The following is an 18,827-nucleotide window of genomic DNA, read 5'->3' as shown; positions in this document are numbered from 1 at the left end:
TATAAATCCAATAAAAATTTTGGGTATTATTAATCAAAGGAATAACATGGCAGAAAAAAATTATTATGAAATATTGGGCGTCGCTAAGGATGCGGATGAAGCCGCTATTAAAAAAGCCTACCGTAAGCTGGTGCGCAAATACCATCCTGATGTGAGCAAAGAGCCGGATGCCGTTGAGCGTACGGCGGAAATCAACCGTGCTTACGAGACGCTTTCCGACAAGGAGAAACGTGCCGAGTATGATGAAATGTTGGCAAACCCTTATGGCCGCAACGCAGGGGGTAATCCGTTCGGACAAGGCGGAAACCCGTTCGGCAACGGTTTCGACGGCGGAGGTTTCCGTTATGAGTATCGGGAAGGGGAACCGTTCGGCGCGGGCGACTTTAATTTTGAAGACTTGTTTTCATCGTTCCGCCACGCCGGCTCCCGACCCGAGCAGCCGCGCGGCCCTGTCAAGGGAGAAGACCAACACGCCGAATTGAGCATTGATATTTACGCAGCCTATACCGGTGCGGAACGCAGTCTGACTTTGAATGTGCCGACTTTGGACGAATATGGCCGTATGGCTTATCAAAGCAAAACCCTCAACGTCAAAATTCCCAAAGGCATCGCCGAAGGCCAGCAAATCCGTCTGGCAGGGCAGGGGCTGCCGGGCAGCAACGGCGGAGCGAACGGGGATTTGTACTTGAAAATCAAGTTCCACGACCGGCCGGACTTGTACGTCAAAAACAGAAAAGACGTATATCAGACGATAGATGTCAAACCGTGGGAGGCGGTATTGGGCGGCAAAATCATCGTTCCTACCGCATCCGGCCGCTTACAGGTCAATCTGCCTGCCAACACTCAGAGTGGCAAAACCATCCGCCTTAAAGGCAAGGGCATTCCGGCGAAAGAGGCGGGAGACCTATACTTGAATATCCGCATCAATGTCCCTGTTGCAGAAAGTGAAGCCGACCGTGCTGCATGGGAGAAACTGGCAGAACATTTCGCTGCGAAACACGCATGAAAGAAAGGATAAACCATGACGCAATCCACCGACATCACATTGACTTTTGAAGAAATCATTGCTGTCAGCCATTGCCGCCGCGATTGGCTGTTGGAACTCATCGAGGAAGACATCATCAGCATAGGCGGCAAGCCCGAACAAACTACGTTCAGCGGTTTCCACCTTGCACGTATCCGTCGCGCACAGCGTTTGAGCCGTGATTTTGAAGCTGGCATCCCGGCGTTGGGCTTGATTATGCGGCTTTTAGATGAAGTGGAAGAGCTGAGGAAAGCACAGCGGCCGTCGGTGTTGCCGGAAGAGGAAGGACAATAAGGGCGTTGTTATGTGTGAAGAAGGTCGTCTGAAAACGAAACAGGTTTTCAGACGACCTTTTAAGTATATATGGTCAGATAACAAGGGTTTGGGACAAATCGAAATATAGCTTGGGCTTTATCTGAAAACTCCCAATACAATCAGCATCGACGTTGTACCGTCTGTTTATTTGCTGGATTTGCTGGATTCCCGCATATGTCGGCATTGCGGTTTTATATTTACTTTTTCCCATATTTTTTGTACAACTTGGGTTTAACCTTATTTAAAGAGGTCGTCTGAAATGCCTGTCATGCTGATTGTCCGTCCGTCCGCGCGTGCGGGAGATGATGTGCGCACCTGTTCGCAGGCAGGGTGGCGCGCGCGGGTGTTGAGTCCGGTTGAAATCGAGCCGGACGAAGCAGCATTGCGCGGTTTGAAAGAACAGTTTTCCCGCGCGGATGCGGTGTTTTGGGTCAGTCCGACGGCGGTTGAAACCGCTGCGCCGTATGTGGATTTTTCAGACGACCTAAAGGTTCAGGTGGCGGTCGGGCAGGCAAGCGGTCGGACTTTGCAACGCTGCGGCGCGAAAAATGTGTCTGTGCCGCAAGAAGGCAACGACAGCGAGGCGGTGTTGCGGCTGCCGGTTTGGGATACGCTGCCGCAAGGCGCACACATATTGATTGTGCGCGGACGCGGCGGCGGGCGCGATTTTTTGGCGGAGTCGTTAAAGAAAAAAGGCTTTGCAGTAGAAATCGCAGAAGCGTATTTCAGACGACCTAATGAATTGAATTGGCAGGATTTTGATGCCGAATCCATTGATGCCGCCTTTATCGCTTCGGGCGAACTGGTACGCGGGCTGTTTGCGCAGGTTCCGCCGCAATTTTCCCGATTCTTCGAATCCTTGTTATACTTCACCCATCATCCGCGCATAGCCGACGCGCTTCGCGAGGCGGGTGCGCGCCACATACGGGTCGTCGCTTCTCTGAAAGCGGCACTTTCATCATTTCCTAAGGAGCAAACCGATGAGCCGGTCTGAAGACAATCCATCCGAAGCAAACGAAGCCGGTCGGCCGATTATCGTCGACAGTCAGGGCAACGCGGGGTCGTCTGAAACAGCGGCTCCGAAAAAGGCCAAGCAGCCTAAAACCTCCGAATACGCAGGAACACACATGTCTGAATCTAAAAATCTTCCTCAAAACCAACCCGCCCCCGTCATCATCAAACAATCCGGCGGCAGAGGGCTGGCGGTAGGCGCGCTGGTGCTGGCGCTGCTGGGTTTGGGCGCAAGTGGCTTTTTGTTTGTGCAAGGACAAAACGTCTTGAAAAACCAAGAGCTTTCGTTTAACCAAAAGCTCGATAAAGCCGCCTTGGGCGAATCTGAAAACGCTTTACTCCTGAAAGACCATCTAAACCGCCAAACCGCCATCCAAGCCGAATTGGAGCGCTTGGGCAAAGCCCAAATGGCAAACAGCGAACAAATTCTGTTAACGCAAAAAGCGTATCAGGAGCTGACCAAAGGGCGCGTCAACTGGCTGGTTGACGAAGCGGAAACCATGTTGAACCTCGCCTCGCAGCAACTGCTGCTGTCGGGCAACGTACAAGGCGCGGCGGCGGTGTTGGAACACATCGACGGCCGCCTGAGCCGTTTCGACCAGCCCGAGCTGCTGCCCATCAAACAAGCCGTCAGCCATGATTTGGCGGCATTGAAAAACCGTCCGTATGTCGATATTTCCGGCACGGCGCTGCGCCTCGACCGTTTGGAAACCGCCGTTTCCGGCCTGCCGCTGGTGTTGGACGGCGTATTGCAGCCGGGCGAGCAGGCGCAAAGCAACGGCGCGTCTTCAGGCTCTTGGTGGCAAAATACTTGGGATAAATCTTTGGTTGCACTGAAAGGGCTGGTGGAAGTCCGCCGACTCGACAATAAAGATGCGATGCTGCTGTCGCCCGAACAGGCGTATTTCGTCCGCGAAAACCTGCGCCTGCGCCTTTTGGATGCGCGTACCGCGCTGATGCAGCACAACGGCGAAGTTTATCAAAGCGATTTGAACTACGTTGAAGCGGCGGTCAGACAATACTTTGATGGCAAATCGCCCGCAACACAGGCATGGCTGAAAGAGTTGTCTGAATTGAAAGCGCTCGATGTGCGCATGATTTCAGACGACAGCTTGAAGGCCAGCCTCAGCGCGATCCGCGCCTATCAAGACGGTACGCGTACTCCGGTCGCGCTGCCCGAACCCGTAACGACCGCCGCGTCCGCGCCCCTGCCCTCCGCCGCGTCCGAAGCTGCCGCTCCTCAAACCGCCTCGCAGGTAAATGAAACTGCTTCCGCACCGAAAACCGCACCGGCTCCAAGGGCTCCCCATCCTGCCAAAGCAAGACCCGCCCCTGCCGCCCAAACAGACGCGAAGCCTTTAGAAGCTCCGGCGCTGCCTTCCGAGGCCAAACCGCAAAACATTTCCAAGCCGGAAAAGAAAGCGGCTCCTGAGAAACAAAGCCATCCTGCCGCCGATGCTGAGACCAAAGGAGGCCGTGCATGAAAGCCGTCGTCTGGATTGTCGTTTTATTCGCCGCTGCAGTCGGCATCGTCCTAACTTCCGGTATTTACACGGGCAATGTCTATATCGTCGTCGGACAAGTCATGATGCGGGTCAACCTGCACGCCTTTATCTTAGGGCTGGTTCTGTTTGTCGTTACCCTGTATTTCCTGATCAAATTTATCGTCGGCCTGATGAACATCCCCGCCCGTATGCAGCGTTTCGGCACGGCGCGCAAAGGCCGTCAGGCAGCCGTTGCTTTGAACAGCGCAGGTTTGGCGTTTTTTGAAGGCCGCTTTGAAAAAGCGGAGCAGGAAGCCGCCAAAGTATTGGAAAACAAAGAAGCCGGCGACAACCGCAATCTTGCGCTGATGCTGGGCGCGCACGCCGCCGACCAAATGGAAAACTTCGAACTGCGCGACCACTACCTGAAAGACATTGAAAAACTGCCGAACAAACAGCAGCTTTCCCGCTATCTGTTGTTGGCAGAGTCCGCACTCGGCCGCCGCGATTATCCGACTGCCCTGGAAAATCTGAACGCTGCCGCGCGCATCCATCCCAACCTGTCCCGCCTCGCCCGCCTGCAACTGCGTTATGCCTTTGACCACGGCGATGCAGAAGATGTGTTGGCGAAATCCGAAAAACTGATGAAAGTCGGCGCGATTAACGATTTTGAAGCGGAACAATACCAAAGCTGGGCATACCGCCGCCTATTGGCGGAAGCATCAGACGCAGCCGGTCTGAAAACCTGTCTGAAGCGCATTCCCGAGACACTCAAAGCGGACGAATTGTGTGTCGCCATTGCCGAAAAATACGAGCGTCTCGGACTCTATACCGAAGCCGTCAAATGGGTGCGCCAATACTACCCGCAAAACCGCCGCCCCGAACTTTTGGAAGCCTTCGTCGAAAGCGTCCGCTTCTTCAACGAACGCGGCCAGCAAAAAGCCATCGACCTTGCCGATTCTTGGCTGAAAGACAAACCCGACGACGCACCGCTCTTGATGTACCTCGGACAGCTTGCCTACGGCCGCAGCCTGTGGGGCAAGGCACAAAGTTACCTCGAAGCCAGCATCGCCCTGCAACCGAGCATTGCCGCCCGCCTCATGCTGGCGCGCGTACTCGATGAAACCGGACAGCCGCAAAAAGCTCAGGAACAGCGGAAATTGGTTTTGGAAGCCGTCTCCGATGACGAACGCCACGCGGCGTTGGAGCAGCATAGCTGAGTTTGGGAAATATCTTTATCTATCCTCCCTTTTCAGACGACCTTTCATTGCGGAAACCGCCGCAAAGGTCGTCTGAAAACCGTTTTCCTTCCCCGTTTTACAAACAAACCGAAAGCCCCATATGACCTCTTTGAAAAACGACACCTTCCTCCGCGCCCTGCTCAAACAGCCCGTCGAATACACGCCGATTTGGATGATGCGTCAGGCGGGGCGTTATCTGCCCGAATACAAAGCCACGCGCGCGAAAGCGGGCAGTTTCCTCGATTTGTGTAAAAACACCGAATTGGCGACCGAAGTGACCATCCAGCCCTTAGACCGCTTCGATTTGGATGCGGCGATTCTGTTCTCCGACATCCTGACCGTCCCCGACGCAATGGGCTTGGGTCTGTATTTTGCCGAAGGCGAAGGCCCGAAATTCGAACGCGCCTTGCAACACGAAGCCGACATTGCCAAGCTGCAAGTTCCCGATATGGAAAAACTGCAATACGTCTTTGACGCCGTCGGCTCCATCCGCAAAGCATTGGACGGCCGCGTACCGCTCATCGGCTTCTCCGGCAGCCCGTTCACGCTCGCCTGCTATATGGTCGAAGGCGGCAGCAGCAAAGAATTCCGCACCATCAAAACCATGATGTACTCGCGCCCCGATTTGCTGCACAAAATCCTCGACACCAACGCCCAAGCCGTTACCGCCTACCTCAACTCCCAAATCGACGCGGGTGCGCAGGCCGTGCAGATTTTCGACACTTGGGGCGGTGTCCTGAGCGATGCGGCGTTTAAAGAATTCAGCCTCAAATACATCCGCCAAATCGTTGCCGGATTGAAACGCGAAAGCGAAGGCAGACGCGTTCCCGTTATCGTGTTTGCCAAAGGCGGCGGGCTGTGGCTGGAGGGCATGGCGGAAATCGGCGCAGACGCATTGGGCTTGGACTGGACGTGCAACATCGGCGAAGCACGCCGCCGCGTCGGCGACCAAGTCGCCCTGCAAGGCAACTTCGACCCGTTTGCCCTCTTTGGCACGCCCGAATCCATCCGCACCGAAGTCGCGCGCATCCTTGCCGACTACGGACACGGCAGCGGCCATGTCTTCAACCTCGGACACGGCATCAACCAACACGCCGACCCCGAACACGCCAAAATCTTAGTCGATACCGTACACGAACTGTCGCGCCAATATCACGCTTGATTGAGCGTGTAACGTAAAAGGTCGTCTGAAAAATCGCCATACTCGTTTTTCAGACGACCTTTGTATATACTCATCATCTGAACCTTACCGCCTCAAACCAGTCAGACTCAAAAATATAGTGGATTAACTTTAAACCAGTACGGCGTTGCCTCGCCTTAGCTCAAAGAGAACGATTCTCTAAGGTGCTGAAGCACCAAGTGAATCGGTTCCGTACTATTTGTACTGTCTGCGGCTTCGTCGCCTTGTCCTGATTTAGTTAATCCACTATACATCCGCTCCCGCCATTCCTCTACCGCCTATCGAACATGACTTTTCTAAAAGACATCACCTGGACAGAAATCTTCATTTTCGCCCACACCTGCGCCGCGCTCGGCTGCGTCTTGCGCGTGTTGTACAAACAAAAAAACATTGGCTCCACGTTTGCCTGGCTGATTATCCTCTTCCTTTTCCCTGTCTTCGGCACCATTGCCTACCTGCTTATCGGCGAGCCGCGGCTCGGCACGGCGCGGGCAAAGCGTACGGACGAGATGAACCGTTTTTATCAAGGTTTCGTCGAAACTTACCTGTCTAACCTTTACCTTGATATCGGCGACAAAGTCAAATCCCGTTATCACGGCATCAGCAAAGTCGCTGCGAGCGGAACGGGACTTGGCGCGACGCGCAACAACGCCATGACGCTGCTGTCCACCACCGATGAAATCATCGACACCATACTTGCCGACATCCGCGCCGCCCGCCATTCCTGCATGCTCGCCTTCTACATCATCGAACCCGAAGGCAGGATAGAAGAACTGTTAAACGAACTCCTCGCCGCCGCCGACAGAGGTTTGGATTGCGCCATCCTCGCCGACGCAGTCGGCAGCAGCCGCTTTTTCGACAGCGGCTGGGTAGAAACCCTGCGCGAAGCCGGCGTAGAGGTCCACGCCTCCTTACCCGTCGGCGTCTGGCGCACCTTCTTCACCCGCACCGACCTGCGCAACCACCGCAAAATCCTCGTCATCGACAGCAAAATCGGCTACACCGGCAGCTTCAACCTCGTTGATCCCCGCTTCTTCAAAAAAGATTCCGGCGTCGGCGAATGGGTGGACGTCATGATGCGCTGCACCGGCCCACTGGTACTCGAACTCTCCGCCGTCTTCTTTGCCGACCTTGCCGTCGAAACCGACGAAAACCTCGAAAGCGTGCAGCAATATCTGACGCAGGCGCAAGAGCGCATTCCCGAAATCCTTCCCGAAAAAATGCAGCAGGGCGACATCGTCGCCCAAGTCATCCCCTCCGCGCCCGAACAAGGCAGCCACGTCATTTACGAAACCATCATCAGCGCGATTTACGCCGCCACCAAACAAATCACCATCACCACTCCCTATTTCGTCCCCGACGAACCCCTCCTGATGGCATTGACCATCGCCGCCAAACGCGGCGTCAAAGTTACCCTGATCCTGCCCGCCAAAGTCGATTCCCTCATGGTGCGCTACGCCTCCCGCGCCTACTACCCCATGTTGCTCGACGCAGGCGTCAAAATCGCCATGTTCGAAGGCGGACTGCTACACGCCAAAACCATGACCATAGACGAAGATTACGCCCTCTTCGGCACGGTCAACATGGACATGCGCAGCTTCTTCCTCAACCTCGAAATCAGCCTCGCCATCTACGACCGCGACATCACCAAACAAATCTGCAACCTCCAACGCGACTACCTCAAAAACAGCAGCTACATCACCGTCAAAGCATGGCAGCAACGCTCCAAATTCCGCGGGCTGATTGAAAATACCGTCCGCTTAGTCAGTCCGCTTTTGTAGCAGATGAAAATGGACTCGTACCGTCATTTTCCGCAGGAATTCCAATAATAAAGGTCGTTTGAAAACCAGTTTTCAGACGACCTTTATCAAATACAACTCTACCGCTAAAACTCAAAACCGCTTTCAAATATCCGTGCCTGTCCGCTGATAGGATCGGTAAACTCAATTCTTTTTGCCAAAAGTTTCAAAGGTTTCCCATAATCCTCATCACCCGCCGCAGACGGAACGGGATAAAGTGCATCGTTCATCAGCGGCATGCCCAGGCTCATCATATGCACGCGCAGTTGGTGTTTTTTTCCCGTATGCGGCGTAAGGCGGTAGAGGCTGAACGCGCCGCGGTTTTCGATAAGCTCGATCGTCGTATGCGCGTTCGGCTCACCTTCTACTTCAAGTGTCGTAAAAAAATTTTCTCCGCGCACCATGCGTGAAGAAACATTCAGCGGATAAGCCAAATCCGTCCGCGTAGGCGCGATTGCCTGATAAGTTTTACAGACGGTTTTATTTTGGAACATGGTTTGATAATCGCGGCGCGTGGCAGGATTGTGCGATAGCAGCATGACCCCTGCCGTATCCTTATCCAAGCGGTGAATCGGTGTAATGTCCGCTACATTCAAATGCTGCAATTGCGGCCGCAGGCGCAGCCGGGTCAGCAGCGTTTCACGCAAAAAACGCCCGCTGGGGATGACGGGCAGAAAATGCGGTTTATCAACCACGATAAGATGTTCATCGACAAACAGAATCTTCTCTTCAAACGGAATCCGCGGTTCGCTGTCCCTGCTGGTTTCACGGTAATAAAACATCGTCTCGCCCGCTTCAAACACCGTATGCTCGTTAAACGGCGTCCCGTCCGCACCTACCACAAAGCCGCTGTTCAGCCGCCTGCGCCAATTTTCTTCACCGACAAAAGGAAAGCGTGTGCAGAGAAAATGCAAAAGCGGCAGGCCGTAGAACTCTTTTTCATGCGGCAGCACCAAATAGCTGGGCTTTATACCGTTTAAAAGGGGGAGGGGGTTGGAGCGTTTTTTCATGCGGCGGATTGCTTATAAAAAAATTGTATAAAAATGATTGAATGGTTCTGTAATTGATAAATTCGACTGTCTAAACGGATTTAAGCTTTTGATTTAGCGTTTTATCATCATTTTTTAAAAAAAAATTTACAAAAATTGTTGACAATAAATATTTGATAAATTAATTTTTTAAAAAATATGATGAGAAACCGAGGAAGGCATGAAAAATATTTTCATCCCAATTTTTCCTTTGTGCCGTCTGTTGCTTTAGCTGAATTTTCTTTACTGATAGGGAAAGGGTTAAATTATAAGCTGCTGTCATTTATGTAAATAGTGAAAGTTGGCATTCGGAATTATCTTCTGCTATCTACATCCAGACAGACCCAGCAAGTTTATTTTCATTTCAACTGAACTTCAAGAAAATAATCGGAATAAGAATATGGGCTTGAGTATGGTAGGCATACCTTATGATATAAGAGCGTGTTCATAGTCTTCGTAGCAGGACTCCCAAGAAAGCCAAAGCTACCATTTGCAGACTGGTACTCAACTTACGCTCGCAGTTTTTCCAAAGCCGCCTGTTCTTTTCCAACCAGGAAAAGCTGCGCTCTACTACCCATCGCTTCGGCAATACTGCAAAACGGTGCAATTCGTTTCGTTTGGCAATCTCTACCTCCGCACCAATCAACTCCTGTACCGACGAAGCAAATGCCTTACCCGTGTAACCACCGTCAGCAAGGATTTTTTGTATCGCACCAAGATTATCCCGCCCACGTTCCAATGCTACCAGGCAGCCTTTTCTATCCGTAACATCCGCCGTCGTTACCGCAAGGGCATGCGGCAAACCTTGCGTGTCAACCGCTATATGTCGCTTGATACCGCTAACCTTCTTGCCCGCATCGTAGCCTTTTTCCATGGCGGTATCCGTGTTCTTCACACTCTGCGCATCAATAATCAGGAAAGTAGTTGCTTCATGGCGCCCCTGCTTGCGGCGCTCCGCAACTACCTGATTTTTTTAATGCTTCCTCAAGGATGCTGATGCCACTCTCGCGTGGTTTGGTCCATCTCTGGAAGTAGGAATGCACGGTGCGCCATTTGGGGAAGTCGCCCGGCAAAGCGCGCCAGGAGCAGCCAGTGCGTTGCAGGTAGAGAATGGCACAAAAGACATCGTACAAGTCCACCTGGCGTGGCGCTGTGCGTTTACGGGCACTTTCCAGCAGGGGAAGGAGAGGCGCAAATTGCTCGCGACTGATATCGCTTGGGTAGGTTTTTCTGTTCATGCCGATAGTTTACAGCAGAGGCTGAGACAATGAACACGTTCTAAGAGAAAAGGCAGAATTGTATGGTAACGTCAGTTATTTATGGGAAGAAAGCCGTAATTTAAATGGTATGCTTAAAATAAAGCCAAGGATAAGAGCCTATAAAATATCAATTAGGGATTAATTATACTGCTGTTTAGGACGGTGAAAATCCGGCTTTATTAAATCATTTGTTGGCGGAGTTATAGGAGGAGCTGCTGGTGGATGTTCGCCATCATATTTATCTGCATCTTCTCCATCAAGAAAACCGCTGCTGACTCCAATTTGAATGGTGATGCGAAATGTCAAATTTGTACATAACATTTGCTTTGATGATTGCATTCAATATTATTTTACGCAAATTATATAAAAAATTTGCTTGTAAAAATGGTTGGTGTGAGTTCATCTATTATTTTGTTATCTTTTTTCTTAATATTCACATATTTGTTCATTATGTGAAATGGTGAGATATACGGCAGTCAAGATGATATATGCTGTTGTATATTTATTCTTGGTGAATATAATGAGAATGGTGTTACTCTTTTATACAAATTATTTATGAAGAGGAAGCTGAACGTGATACATCGTTTTTTTACTTGAAGTCCGAAATGTCAGACGGAGTACGCAGTCGGCCAGATAAAATGGTGGCGTGCATTTTGAATTTGAGCCAATAAGGTTGTCTGAAAATTTTTTTAGACGACCTTTTGGCCCAAACCCTTCATTGCCAAAACCTCACAACTCCTTAAAAATCAGCTATAATTGCCGACTATTTTGATTCCGGTATCCCTATTTGAAATGGCACAAAAAATCCAATCCGTCAAAGGCATGAACGACCTTTTGCCCGTCGAACAAAAAGATTTCAAGCTGACCGCTGCGTTTTGGCAGGCGTTTGAAGATGTGGTCGGCCGCTGGACGCGTGCTTATGGTTATCAGCAAATCCGTACGCCGATTGTCGAGCAGACGGGTTTGTTTGTCCGCTCCATTGGCGAAGAAACCGATGTGGTCGGTAAGGAAATGTACACTTTTTCCGATTCCAACGATTCTTTGAGCCTGAGTCTGCGGCCGGAGGGTACGGCATCCTGCCTGCGTGCGGTGGTGGAACACAATCTGTTGTACAACAGCCCGCAAAAGCTGTGGTACATGGGGCCGATGTTCCGCCGCGAGCGTCCGCAAAAAGGACGCTACCGCCAGTTTCATCAGGTCGGTATCGAGGCGTTGGGTTTTGAAGGTCCGGACATCGACGCCGAAATCATCGCGATGTCGGCGGATTTGTGGGACAAGCTGGGTATCCGCGATTACCTGACTTTGGAAATCAACAGCTTGGGTAACCGCGAAGAGCGTGCGGCGCACCGTGCGGCTTTGGTCGAATATCTGACCCGTTATGAAGACAAATTGGATGAAGACAGCAAACGTCGTCTGAAAACCAATCCGTTGCGCGTTTTGGATTCTAAAAATCCCGATTTGCAGGAAATCTGCAATGCCGCGCCGCATTTGACTGATTATCTGGGCGAGGAATCGCGCAATCATTACAGCCGTTTCAAAGCCATGCTGGAAGGCTTGGGCATTCAATATGTTGAAAATCCGCGGCTGGTGCGCGGCTTGGATTATTACAACCAAACCGTTTTTGAATGGACGACCGACAAACTCGGCGCGCAGGCGACGGTGTGCGGCGGCGGCCGTTACGACGGTTTGATTGAAGAACTCGGCGGCAAGCCCGCTCCGTCTATCGGCTTTGCAATGGGCATCGAGCGGCTGCTGCTGCTGGTTAGCGAATACGGTTCGCTGGAAGTCAATGCCGCGCCTGACGTGTACGCCATGCATCAGGGCGAGGGCGCGGATTTGCAAGTGATGAAATACGCGCAAGCCTTACGCGCACAAGGTTTCAACGTGATGCAGCATTCCGGCTATCAAAGCCTGAAAGCGCAAATGAAAAAAGCCGACAACAGCGGCGCGCGCTTTGCCCTGATTGTTGCGCAAGACGAATTGGCGAACGGTACGGTTACGCTTAAAGACATGAACGGCGCACACGGTCAGCAAACCGTCGCCGCCGACGATTTAATCCACACTTTACAACAATGGAAGAACGCATAAATGGCAGCCCATCTCGAAGAACAACAAGAATTAGACAATTTTAAATACTTTTGGAAAAGTACCGGCCGATGGCTGTTTGCCCTGCTGATCGCGGCGGCATTGGGCTATTTGGGCTATACCATGTATAAGAGCCATAAAGCCTCGCAAAGTCAGGAAGCTGCCGAAGTATTGGCGAAAATCGTCGATAAAATGCAGGCAAAAGCCTCGCAAGCCGAAGTGAATGCCGATTTGACCAACCTCCAGCAAAATTACCCGGACTCCATTGCCGCCGCGCAAGCGACGCTGATGGCGGCTGCGACCGAATATGATGCCCGCCGTTACGATGTGGCGGAAGGTCATCTGAACTGGGTGTTGAAAAACCAAAAAGCCCCGCTGGTTCAAGCATTGGCGGCGCAGCGTTTGGGCATCGTCCTGTTGCAGCAGAAAAAATACGATGCCGCGATTGCAGCCTTGAATACGAAAGTTGAAGCAGATTTCGAGCCGCTGCTTTTGGAAGCGAAAGGCGATGTTTATGCCGCGCAAAACAAAACCAAAGAAGCCGCGCAAAGCTATCAGCAGGCTTTGGAAAAGCTGCCTAAAGACGCCATCGAACGCGAATTGCTGCAAATGAAGCTGGATTCGCAAAAATAAGGTCATCTGAAAAATTGAAAGACTATGTGGCTTGTCGGAATCTTTCCGGCAAGCCTTGTCTGTTTTAATTGTGTTCCACTATATTTTCAGACGACCTTTTGTTTGAATATGCATCATGCAGGGACAAGATTCGCCGAACAGGTCGTCTGAAAAGGCAGATTATTTGGCTTTGCGTTTGAGTAGAAAATACATAGGTACGATATAAAAAAGCGTGCTGATAATTAATGAGACTATGATTTTGAGTGGTCGGTCTGTTTGATACACGCCGAGCAATAAGCCAATCCCGAAATTTACAGGGAGAAAAATGCATAGTGATGTTAAGATGATTTTTTTCATTGCGTAAAATCCATTAACTATGGCTGGATGAAACTCGCCATACCATATTTGTAGTTGATAAGCGCAGGCAAGTTCCCCAAGTCAAAGATGGCTGTATGGGACGGAAATTCCAGCTCAAGCCATTGTTGCTGTTGAATCTATTTTCAGACGACCCCTTATCTTTTTTAACCTACCGTGTTTTGAAAACACCTGCTTGTGTTGCAGGTTCGCTTCCGAACCGACACTTGACACAGAAAGACCTCATCATGAAACCCACCATCGCCCTTGTCGGCCGCCCGAATGTTGGCAAATCCACCTTGTTCAACCGCCTGACGCGCACCAAAGACGCGCTTGTGCACGACCTGCCCGGCCTGACCCGCGACCGCCATTACGGACACGGCAAAATCGGCAGCAAACCTTATCTCGTCATCGATACCGGCGGTTTCGAGCCGGTTGTGGACAGTGGGATTTTGCACGAAATGGCGAAACAGACTTTGCAGGCTGTCGATGAAGCCGATTCCGTCGTGTTCTTGGTGGACGGCCGCACTGGTCTGACCCCGCAAGACAAAATCATCGCCGACCGCCTGCGCCAAAGCCCGCGCCCCGTTTATCTGGCGGTAAACAAAGGCGAGGGCGGCAACAGAGCCGTGCTTGCCGCCGAGTTTTACGAACTGGCATTGGGCGAACCGCACGTTATTTCCGGCGCGCACGGCGACGGCGTGTATTACCTGATTGAAGAAATTTTAGAAAAATTCCCCGACCCTGAAGCCGAAGAAGCCGACGTTAAACATCCCGTTTTTGCCGTTATCGGTCGTCCGAACGTCGGCAAATCCACGCTGGTTAACGCCATTCTCGGCGAAGAGCGCGTGATTGCCTTCGATATGGCGGGCACGACGCGCGACAGCATCCACATCGATTTCGAACGCGAAGGCAAACCGTTTACCATCATCGATACCGCAGGCGTGCGCCGTCGCGGCAAAGTCGATGAGGCTGTGGAAAAGTTCTCCGTTATCAAAGCGATGCAGGCGGTTGAGGCGGCAAACGTTGCCGTTTTGGTATTGGACGCGCAGCAAGACATCGCCGACCAAGATGCCACGATTGCCGGTTTCGCCTTGGAAGCAGGGCGCGCGCTGGTGGTTGCCGTCAATAAATGGGACGGCATCAGCGAAGAGCGCCGCGAACAGATCAAACGCGACATTTCCCGCAAACTGTATTTCCTCGATTTTGCCAAGTTCCACTTCATTTCCGCATTGAAAGAACGCGGTATAGACGGGTTGTTCGACAGCATTCAGGCAGCCTACAACGCTGCCATGATTAAGATGCCGACGCCGAAAATCACCCGCGTCCTGCAAAGCGCCATCGAGCGCCAACAGCCGCCGCGCGCAGGTTTGGTGCGCCCGAAAATGCGCTATGCCCACCAAGGCGGCATGAACCCGCCCGTGATTGTGGTACACGGCAATTCGCTGCACGCGATTTCCGACAGCTATACGCGCTACCTGACCCAGACCTTCCGTAAAGCCTTCAACCTGCAAGGCACGCCGCTGCGGATTCAATACAATGTTTCGGAAAACCCGTATGAAAATGCGGAAGACAAACCGAAGAAAAAACCGCTGCGCCGCGTCAGCCTGAGCAACCGCATCGAAAAACGCGAAGGCCGCAAGGAAGAGAAAAACCGTTTTAAAAAGAAAACCAAAGTCAGCGTGAAAAAACAGCACAGCAAATAAATCTGACGGAACAAGGGGCGTGCCACGAGGTATGCCCCCTTTTAGATTGCAGCCGGGGTGAGTAGGGCGGTTGGAGGTGAATCCTCTTAAAGGTTTTAGCTAAGGTATTGTAATAAAAATGTTTTATCTGATAGTAAGGTCGTCTGAAAATCCAAATCTGCCAACCTGTTCCCTATGGTAAAAATCGTTCGTATTGAAATGATTTGTATAACGCATTTGGGTAAAAAATCGTTGGAAAGCCCGTCGTTTGATAGAGGTTTGCATATTCTTACGGAAAAATAGTTGGTAATTTTTCTCGTTCGGGTCTACAATCCGACTCATGTTCGTTTTCAAAACGATTTCAAAATCATAATAATGGAGCTTAGAATATGACAGCTAAAGGACAAATGTTACAAGATCCTTTTTTGAATGCGTTGCGTAAAGAGCACGTTCCGGTTTCGATTTATCTGGTCAACGGTATCAAACTGCAAGGCCAAGTCGAGTCGTTTGACCAATACGTCGTTCTGCTGCGTAATACTTCCGTTACCCAAATGGTTTATAAACACGCTATCTCAACGATCGTTCCTGCCCGTGCCGTGAGCCTGCAACACGAGAACAAACCCCAAGCCGCTGCGGCTGCCCCGGTTCAAGTTGAGACCGTGCAACAACCTGCCGAATAATGTATGTAACGCATTAATCGATTCTGATACCTTACCGCTTGGCCGGTAAGGTATTTTTATTTTCAGACGACCTTTAATTTTATGCAGCTCGAAAACATCCTCCCTTTTGCACACTCGCTTCTCAAACAAGCCTTAAAACCTGATACCCGCGCTTTGGACGGTACGGCGGGAAACGGCAACGATACGCTGATGTTGGCGCGTTCGATCGGCAGCGGCGGGAAAGTGTGGGCGTTTGACGTTCAAGAGCAGGCATTGGCAAACACCCGAATGCGCTTGGAAGAAGCCGGCATGGCGGATAGGGTGGAACTGATATTGGACGGACATGAAAATCTAGCCACCCACATCCGCGAACCGTTGGACGCGGCAGTATTCAATTTCGGCTGGCTGCCCGGCGGCGATAAAAGCTGTACGACAGAAGCGGCAACCAGCATCCGCGCGTTGACATCCGCCTTATCGCTGCTGAAAACGGGCGGGCTGGCGGTTGCCGTGCTGTATCCGGGACATGAGGCGGGGCAGCATGAAGCGCAGGCAATCGAAGATTGGGCGCAGCGGTTGCCGCAGGATGAATTTGCCGTTTTGCGTTATGGTTTTATCAACCGCCGCAACTGCCCGCCGTATTTGTTGGCGTTTGAAAAGTTACGTCAAGAATGAATGTTTGGGGTAGAATAGGCGCTTCTTTCAAAAACAATAACGTGCGACCGCTATGCAATATCTGTTTGTAAAATACAGCCATCAGATTTTCGTCACCATCACCATTTTGGTGTTCAATATCCGCTTTTTCCTGCTTTGGCGGCATCCCGATAAACCTTTGGCGGGTATCTGGAAAGCCCTTCCCCATCTCAACGACACCATGCTGCTCTTTACCGGCTTGTGGCTGATGAAGATTACCCACTTTTCGCCCTTCAATTCGCCGTGGCTCGGCAGCAAAATTCTGCTGCTGCTGGTTTACATCGGGCTGGGCATGGTCATGATGCGCTCCCGTCCGCGTTCGCCGAAGTTTTACGCCATTTATGTGTTGTCGATGGCTTGCGTCGGCTGCATCGTCTATCTTGCCAAAACCAAAACGCTGCCGTTTTAAAGAGGTCGTCTGAAAATGCCGCAAACCCATTTTGCCGTCATCGCTTTGGGCAGCAACCTTGCCGAACCTGCCCGCCAAGTCCGCGCCGCCTTATCCGCGCTGGAGGCGCATCCGCAGATTCAAATCGAAAAAACTTCCTCGTTATATTTGACCGCGCCGGTCGGCTACGACAATCAGCCTGATTTCGTCAACGCCGTTTGTTCCGTCCGCACTTCATTGGACGGCGTTTCGCTGCTTGCCGTGTTGAACCGCATCGAGGCGGATTTCGGGCGGAAACGCACGTTCCGAAACGCCCCGCGCACATTGGACCTGGACATCATCGATTTTGACGGCATTTCCAGCAGCGACCCGCATCTGACCCTACCGCATCCGCGCGCGCACGAACGCAGCTTTGTGATGAAGCCGCTGGCTGAAATCCTGCCCGATTTTGTTTTGGGCGGACACGAACGGGCGGCGGATTTGGCGGCTGCTTTGGGCGATGAAGGGATACGCCTGTTGGAAGAAGCCGTTTGAAGCAAGACGGTGAAATAAAAACATCTGTTTGCTTCAATCGCGTGTCAAAGTTTATATTTGAAGCAACTAGGTTCAAGAGGTCGTCTGAAAAGGGAAATGGCTTGGCAGTTTCCTTTTTCAGACGACCTTTCAAGAAGGGCGGCGGCAGGTTTGGGCAAACTCCGTCGGTCTGATAAAATGCCACCTTTCCAAAATATCAAAACAAAATCATTCATCAAACCATGAACTACCGTTATATTGTCGTCGAAGGCTCCATCGGCAGCGGGAAAAACGCCTTGAGCCGCCGCCTTGCAGAACATTTCAGCGCGCTGTCGCTGGCGGAAAACCCCGAACACAACCCCTTCCTCATGAAGTTTTACGCCAACGCCTCCCATCACGGCTTGGCAACCGAGCTTTTTTTCCTGATGCGCCGAGCCGAAAGCGTGGACATCATCAAAAACGAATACGCACAAGGCGGCATGGTCGTCGCCGATTTCCTGTTGGAAAAAGACCGGATTTTCACGCCGGTCGTGTTGAATGAAGACGAGCAGCAGCTCTTCGCCGATTTGAAACAAAAAATCCTGCCGCAGTATCCCGCGCCCGATTTGGTGATTTACCTGCAAACCGCCGTGGACGGCAACCGCAAACGCCTACAAAAACGCGGCGACGGCATCATCAATCTTTTCCCCGAAGGCTATTTGGGGCGGATACACGAGGGATACAGCCAGTTTTTCCACCTTTATCAAAATTCCCCGTTGCTGACCGTCAATGCTGACGAGTTGGACTTGCAAGGCAATGACGAACATTTCCAACTGTTGCTCAATGCGCTGAACGATTTGCAGGGAACGCGCAATTATCTGAATTTGAGCGAACGCTGACGCAGTTTGCAAGATTGTGGTGAAACGCCGAAGCGGCTATGTTGGGGATTCATTTTATTTCCTTGCCCGCTACTACGTTTCCGTCTTAGGTCGTCTGAAAGGAGACATCATGACCCAATACCGATTCACTTTGCCCTCAAGCAGTGGCAACGACTTCGATTCTGCCGAACATCTGCCGTTGATTGTTTATTTCTACCCCAAAGACAGCACGCCCGGCTGCACCACCGAAGGCTTGGATTTCAACGCCCGTTTGCCGCAATTCAAAGAACTCGGCTATACTGTCGTCGGCATCTCGCGCGACGGCGTGAAATCGCATCAGAATTTCTGCGCCAAGCAAGGCTTCAATTTTGAATTGTTGAGCGACAAAGACGAAACCGTGTGTAAAATGTTTGACGTGATCAAGCTGAAAAAGCTCTACGGCAAAGAGTCTTTGGGTATTGAACGCAGCACATTCGTATTGGACGCAAACGGCGAAATCATCCACGAATGGCGCAAAGTCAAAGTCGCTGGACACGCGCAGGAAGTTTTGGAAACACTGTCCCGATAAACCGTAATGCAGCAAAAGGTCGTCTGAAAACGAACATGGTGGGCTCTGCCCAAGCAGGTTTTCATTTTCAGACGA

The 18,827-nt window shown here is 51.5% G+C and carries 19 protein-coding genes and 1 pseudogene; 17 read left to right on the top strand and 3 right to left on the bottom strand.

Annotated features, from left to right (window positions below):
- Positions 1 to 46 precede the first annotated feature (46 nt).
- From NM96_06375 to cls, 8 genes and pseudogenes are all read left to right on the top strand, one after another.
- Positions 47 to 1,006 carry a DNA-binding protein gene (locus NM96_06375; protein ID AVR79012.1) on the top strand — a complete coding sequence of 320 codons (960 nt, stop codon included), beginning with the start codon at positions 47 to 49 and terminating at the stop codon, positions 1,004 to 1,006.
- A gap of 15 nt (positions 1,007 to 1,021) precedes the next feature.
- Complete coding sequence (locus NM96_06370; protein ID AVR79011.1) at positions 1,022 to 1,318, top strand: MerR family transcriptional regulator; 297 nt, start codon at positions 1,022 to 1,024, stop codon at positions 1,316 to 1,318.
- A gap of 280 nt (positions 1,319 to 1,598) precedes the next feature.
- The gene (locus tag NM96_06365) at positions 1,599 to 2,333 is read left to right on the top strand and encodes a uroporphyrinogen-III synthase (protein ID AVR79010.1); all 735 of its coding nucleotides are present in this window, start codon (positions 1,599 to 1,601) and stop codon (positions 2,331 to 2,333) included.
- A gap of 133 nt (positions 2,334 to 2,466) precedes the next feature.
- Positions 2,467 to 3,834 carry a heme biosynthesis operon protein HemX gene (locus NM96_06360; GenBank protein ID AVR80287.1) on the top strand — a complete coding sequence of 456 codons (1,368 nt, stop codon included), beginning with the start codon at positions 2,467 to 2,469 and terminating at the stop codon, positions 3,832 to 3,834.
- Complete coding sequence (locus tag NM96_06355; protein AVR79009.1) at positions 3,831 to 5,054, top strand: heme biosynthesis protein HemY; 1,224 nt, start codon at positions 3,831 to 3,833, stop codon at positions 5,052 to 5,054. The genes NM96_06360 and NM96_06355 overlap by 4 nt, the downstream gene beginning before the upstream one ends.
- A 121-nt stretch (positions 5,055 to 5,175) precedes the next feature.
- A complete protein-coding gene (locus NM96_06350) occupies positions 5,176 to 6,237 on the top strand; it encodes a uroporphyrinogen decarboxylase (GenBank protein ID AVR79008.1) in 1,062 nt (353 codons plus the stop codon).
- A 145-nt stretch (positions 6,238 to 6,382) separates the two neighbouring features.
- Positions 6,383 to 6,507: pseudogene (locus tag NM96_06345) on the top strand (IS5/IS1182 family transposase).
- A gap of 35 nt (positions 6,508 to 6,542) precedes the next feature.
- Complete coding sequence (gene cls, locus NM96_06340) at positions 6,543 to 8,036, top strand: cardiolipin synthase (protein AVR79007.1); 1,494 nt, start codon at positions 6,543 to 6,545, stop codon at positions 8,034 to 8,036.
- A 104-nt stretch (positions 8,037 to 8,140) separates the two neighbouring features.
- On the opposite strand, the gene NM96_06335 is transcribed toward cls, so the two are convergent.
- On the bottom strand, positions 8,141 to 9,064 hold the full coding sequence (locus NM96_06335) for a pseudouridine synthase (GenBank protein AVR79006.1): 924 nt from the start codon (positions 9,062 to 9,064) through the stop codon (positions 8,141 to 8,143).
- Positions 9,065 to 9,527: 463 nt separating this feature from the next.
- Positions 9,528 to 10,320, bottom strand: a protein-coding gene (locus NM96_06330) for an IS5/IS1182 family transposase (GenBank protein AVR79005.1) whose coding sequence is annotated in 2 segments (ribosomal slippage) — positions 9,528 to 10,056 and positions 10,055 to 10,320 — 795 coding nt in all. Because the reading frame shifts where the segments join, the coding sequence is not laid out codon by codon here.
- Between the two features lie 813 nt (positions 10,321 to 11,133).
- Here NM96_06330 and NM96_06325 point away from each other — a divergent pair.
- From NM96_06325 to der, 3 genes are all read left to right on the top strand, one after another.
- Entirely contained in the window at positions 11,134 to 12,429 is a 1,296-nt protein-coding gene (locus NM96_06325; GenBank protein AVR79004.1) for a histidine--tRNA ligase, read from the top strand.
- Complete coding sequence (locus tag NM96_06320; protein ID AVR79003.1) at positions 12,430 to 13,059, top strand: hypothetical protein; 630 nt, start codon at positions 12,430 to 12,432, stop codon at positions 13,057 to 13,059.
- 581 nt (positions 13,060 to 13,640) lie between these two features.
- Positions 13,641 to 15,098 carry a ribosome biogenesis GTPase Der gene (der, locus tag NM96_06315; GenBank protein AVR80286.1) on the top strand — a complete coding sequence of 486 codons (1,458 nt, stop codon included), beginning with the start codon at positions 13,641 to 13,643 and terminating at the stop codon, positions 15,096 to 15,098.
- 123 nt (positions 15,099 to 15,221) lie between these two features.
- Here the strand turns inward: der and NM96_06310 are convergent, their stop codons facing one another.
- Entirely contained in the window at positions 15,222 to 15,419 is a 198-nt protein-coding gene (locus NM96_06310) for a hypothetical protein (protein ID AVR79002.1), read from the bottom strand.
- 47 nt (positions 15,420 to 15,466) lie between these two features.
- On the opposite strand from NM96_06310, the gene NM96_06305 reads away from it, so the two are divergent.
- The 6 genes from NM96_06305 (at position 15,467) to NM96_06280 (ending at position 18,752) form a co-directional block, all read left to right on the top strand.
- On the top strand, positions 15,467 to 15,757 hold the full coding sequence (locus tag NM96_06305) for an RNA chaperone Hfq (protein AVR79001.1): 291 nt from the start codon (positions 15,467 to 15,469) through the stop codon (positions 15,755 to 15,757).
- An 81-nt stretch (positions 15,758 to 15,838) separates the two neighbouring features.
- Entirely contained in the window at positions 15,839 to 16,408 is a 570-nt protein-coding gene (locus NM96_06300; protein ID AVR79000.1) for a methyltransferase domain-containing protein, read from the top strand.
- A 52-nt stretch (positions 16,409 to 16,460) separates the two neighbouring features.
- Positions 16,461 to 16,835, top strand: coding sequence for a SirB family protein (locus NM96_06295; GenBank protein ID AVR78999.1), 375 nt, complete (start codon positions 16,461 to 16,463; stop codon positions 16,833 to 16,835).
- Positions 16,836 to 16,850: 15 nt separating this feature from the next.
- Positions 16,851 to 17,348: a 2-amino-4-hydroxy-6-hydroxymethyldihydropteridine diphosphokinase gene (folK, locus tag NM96_06290; GenBank protein ID AVR78998.1), complete on the top strand. Its 498-nt coding sequence runs from the start codon at positions 16,851 to 16,853 to the stop codon at positions 17,346 to 17,348.
- 221 nt (positions 17,349 to 17,569) lie between these two features.
- Positions 17,570 to 18,205: a deoxynucleoside kinase gene (locus tag NM96_06285; protein AVR78997.1), complete on the top strand. Its 636-nt coding sequence runs from the start codon at positions 17,570 to 17,572 to the stop codon at positions 18,203 to 18,205.
- Positions 18,206 to 18,314: 109 nt separating this feature from the next.
- On the top strand, positions 18,315 to 18,752 hold the full coding sequence (locus tag NM96_06280; protein ID AVR78996.1) for a peroxiredoxin: 438 nt from the start codon (positions 18,315 to 18,317) through the stop codon (positions 18,750 to 18,752).
- Positions 18,753 to 18,827: the final 75 nt, after the last annotated feature.

Source organism: Neisseria mucosa (assembly GCA_003028315.1).
GTDB classification, from domain to species: Bacteria; Pseudomonadota; Gammaproteobacteria; order Burkholderiales; family Neisseriaceae; genus Neisseria; species Neisseria mucosa.
The sequence above is the reverse complement of the archived record's forward strand: the minus strand, read 5'-3'. Positions and strand labels throughout refer to the sequence as shown.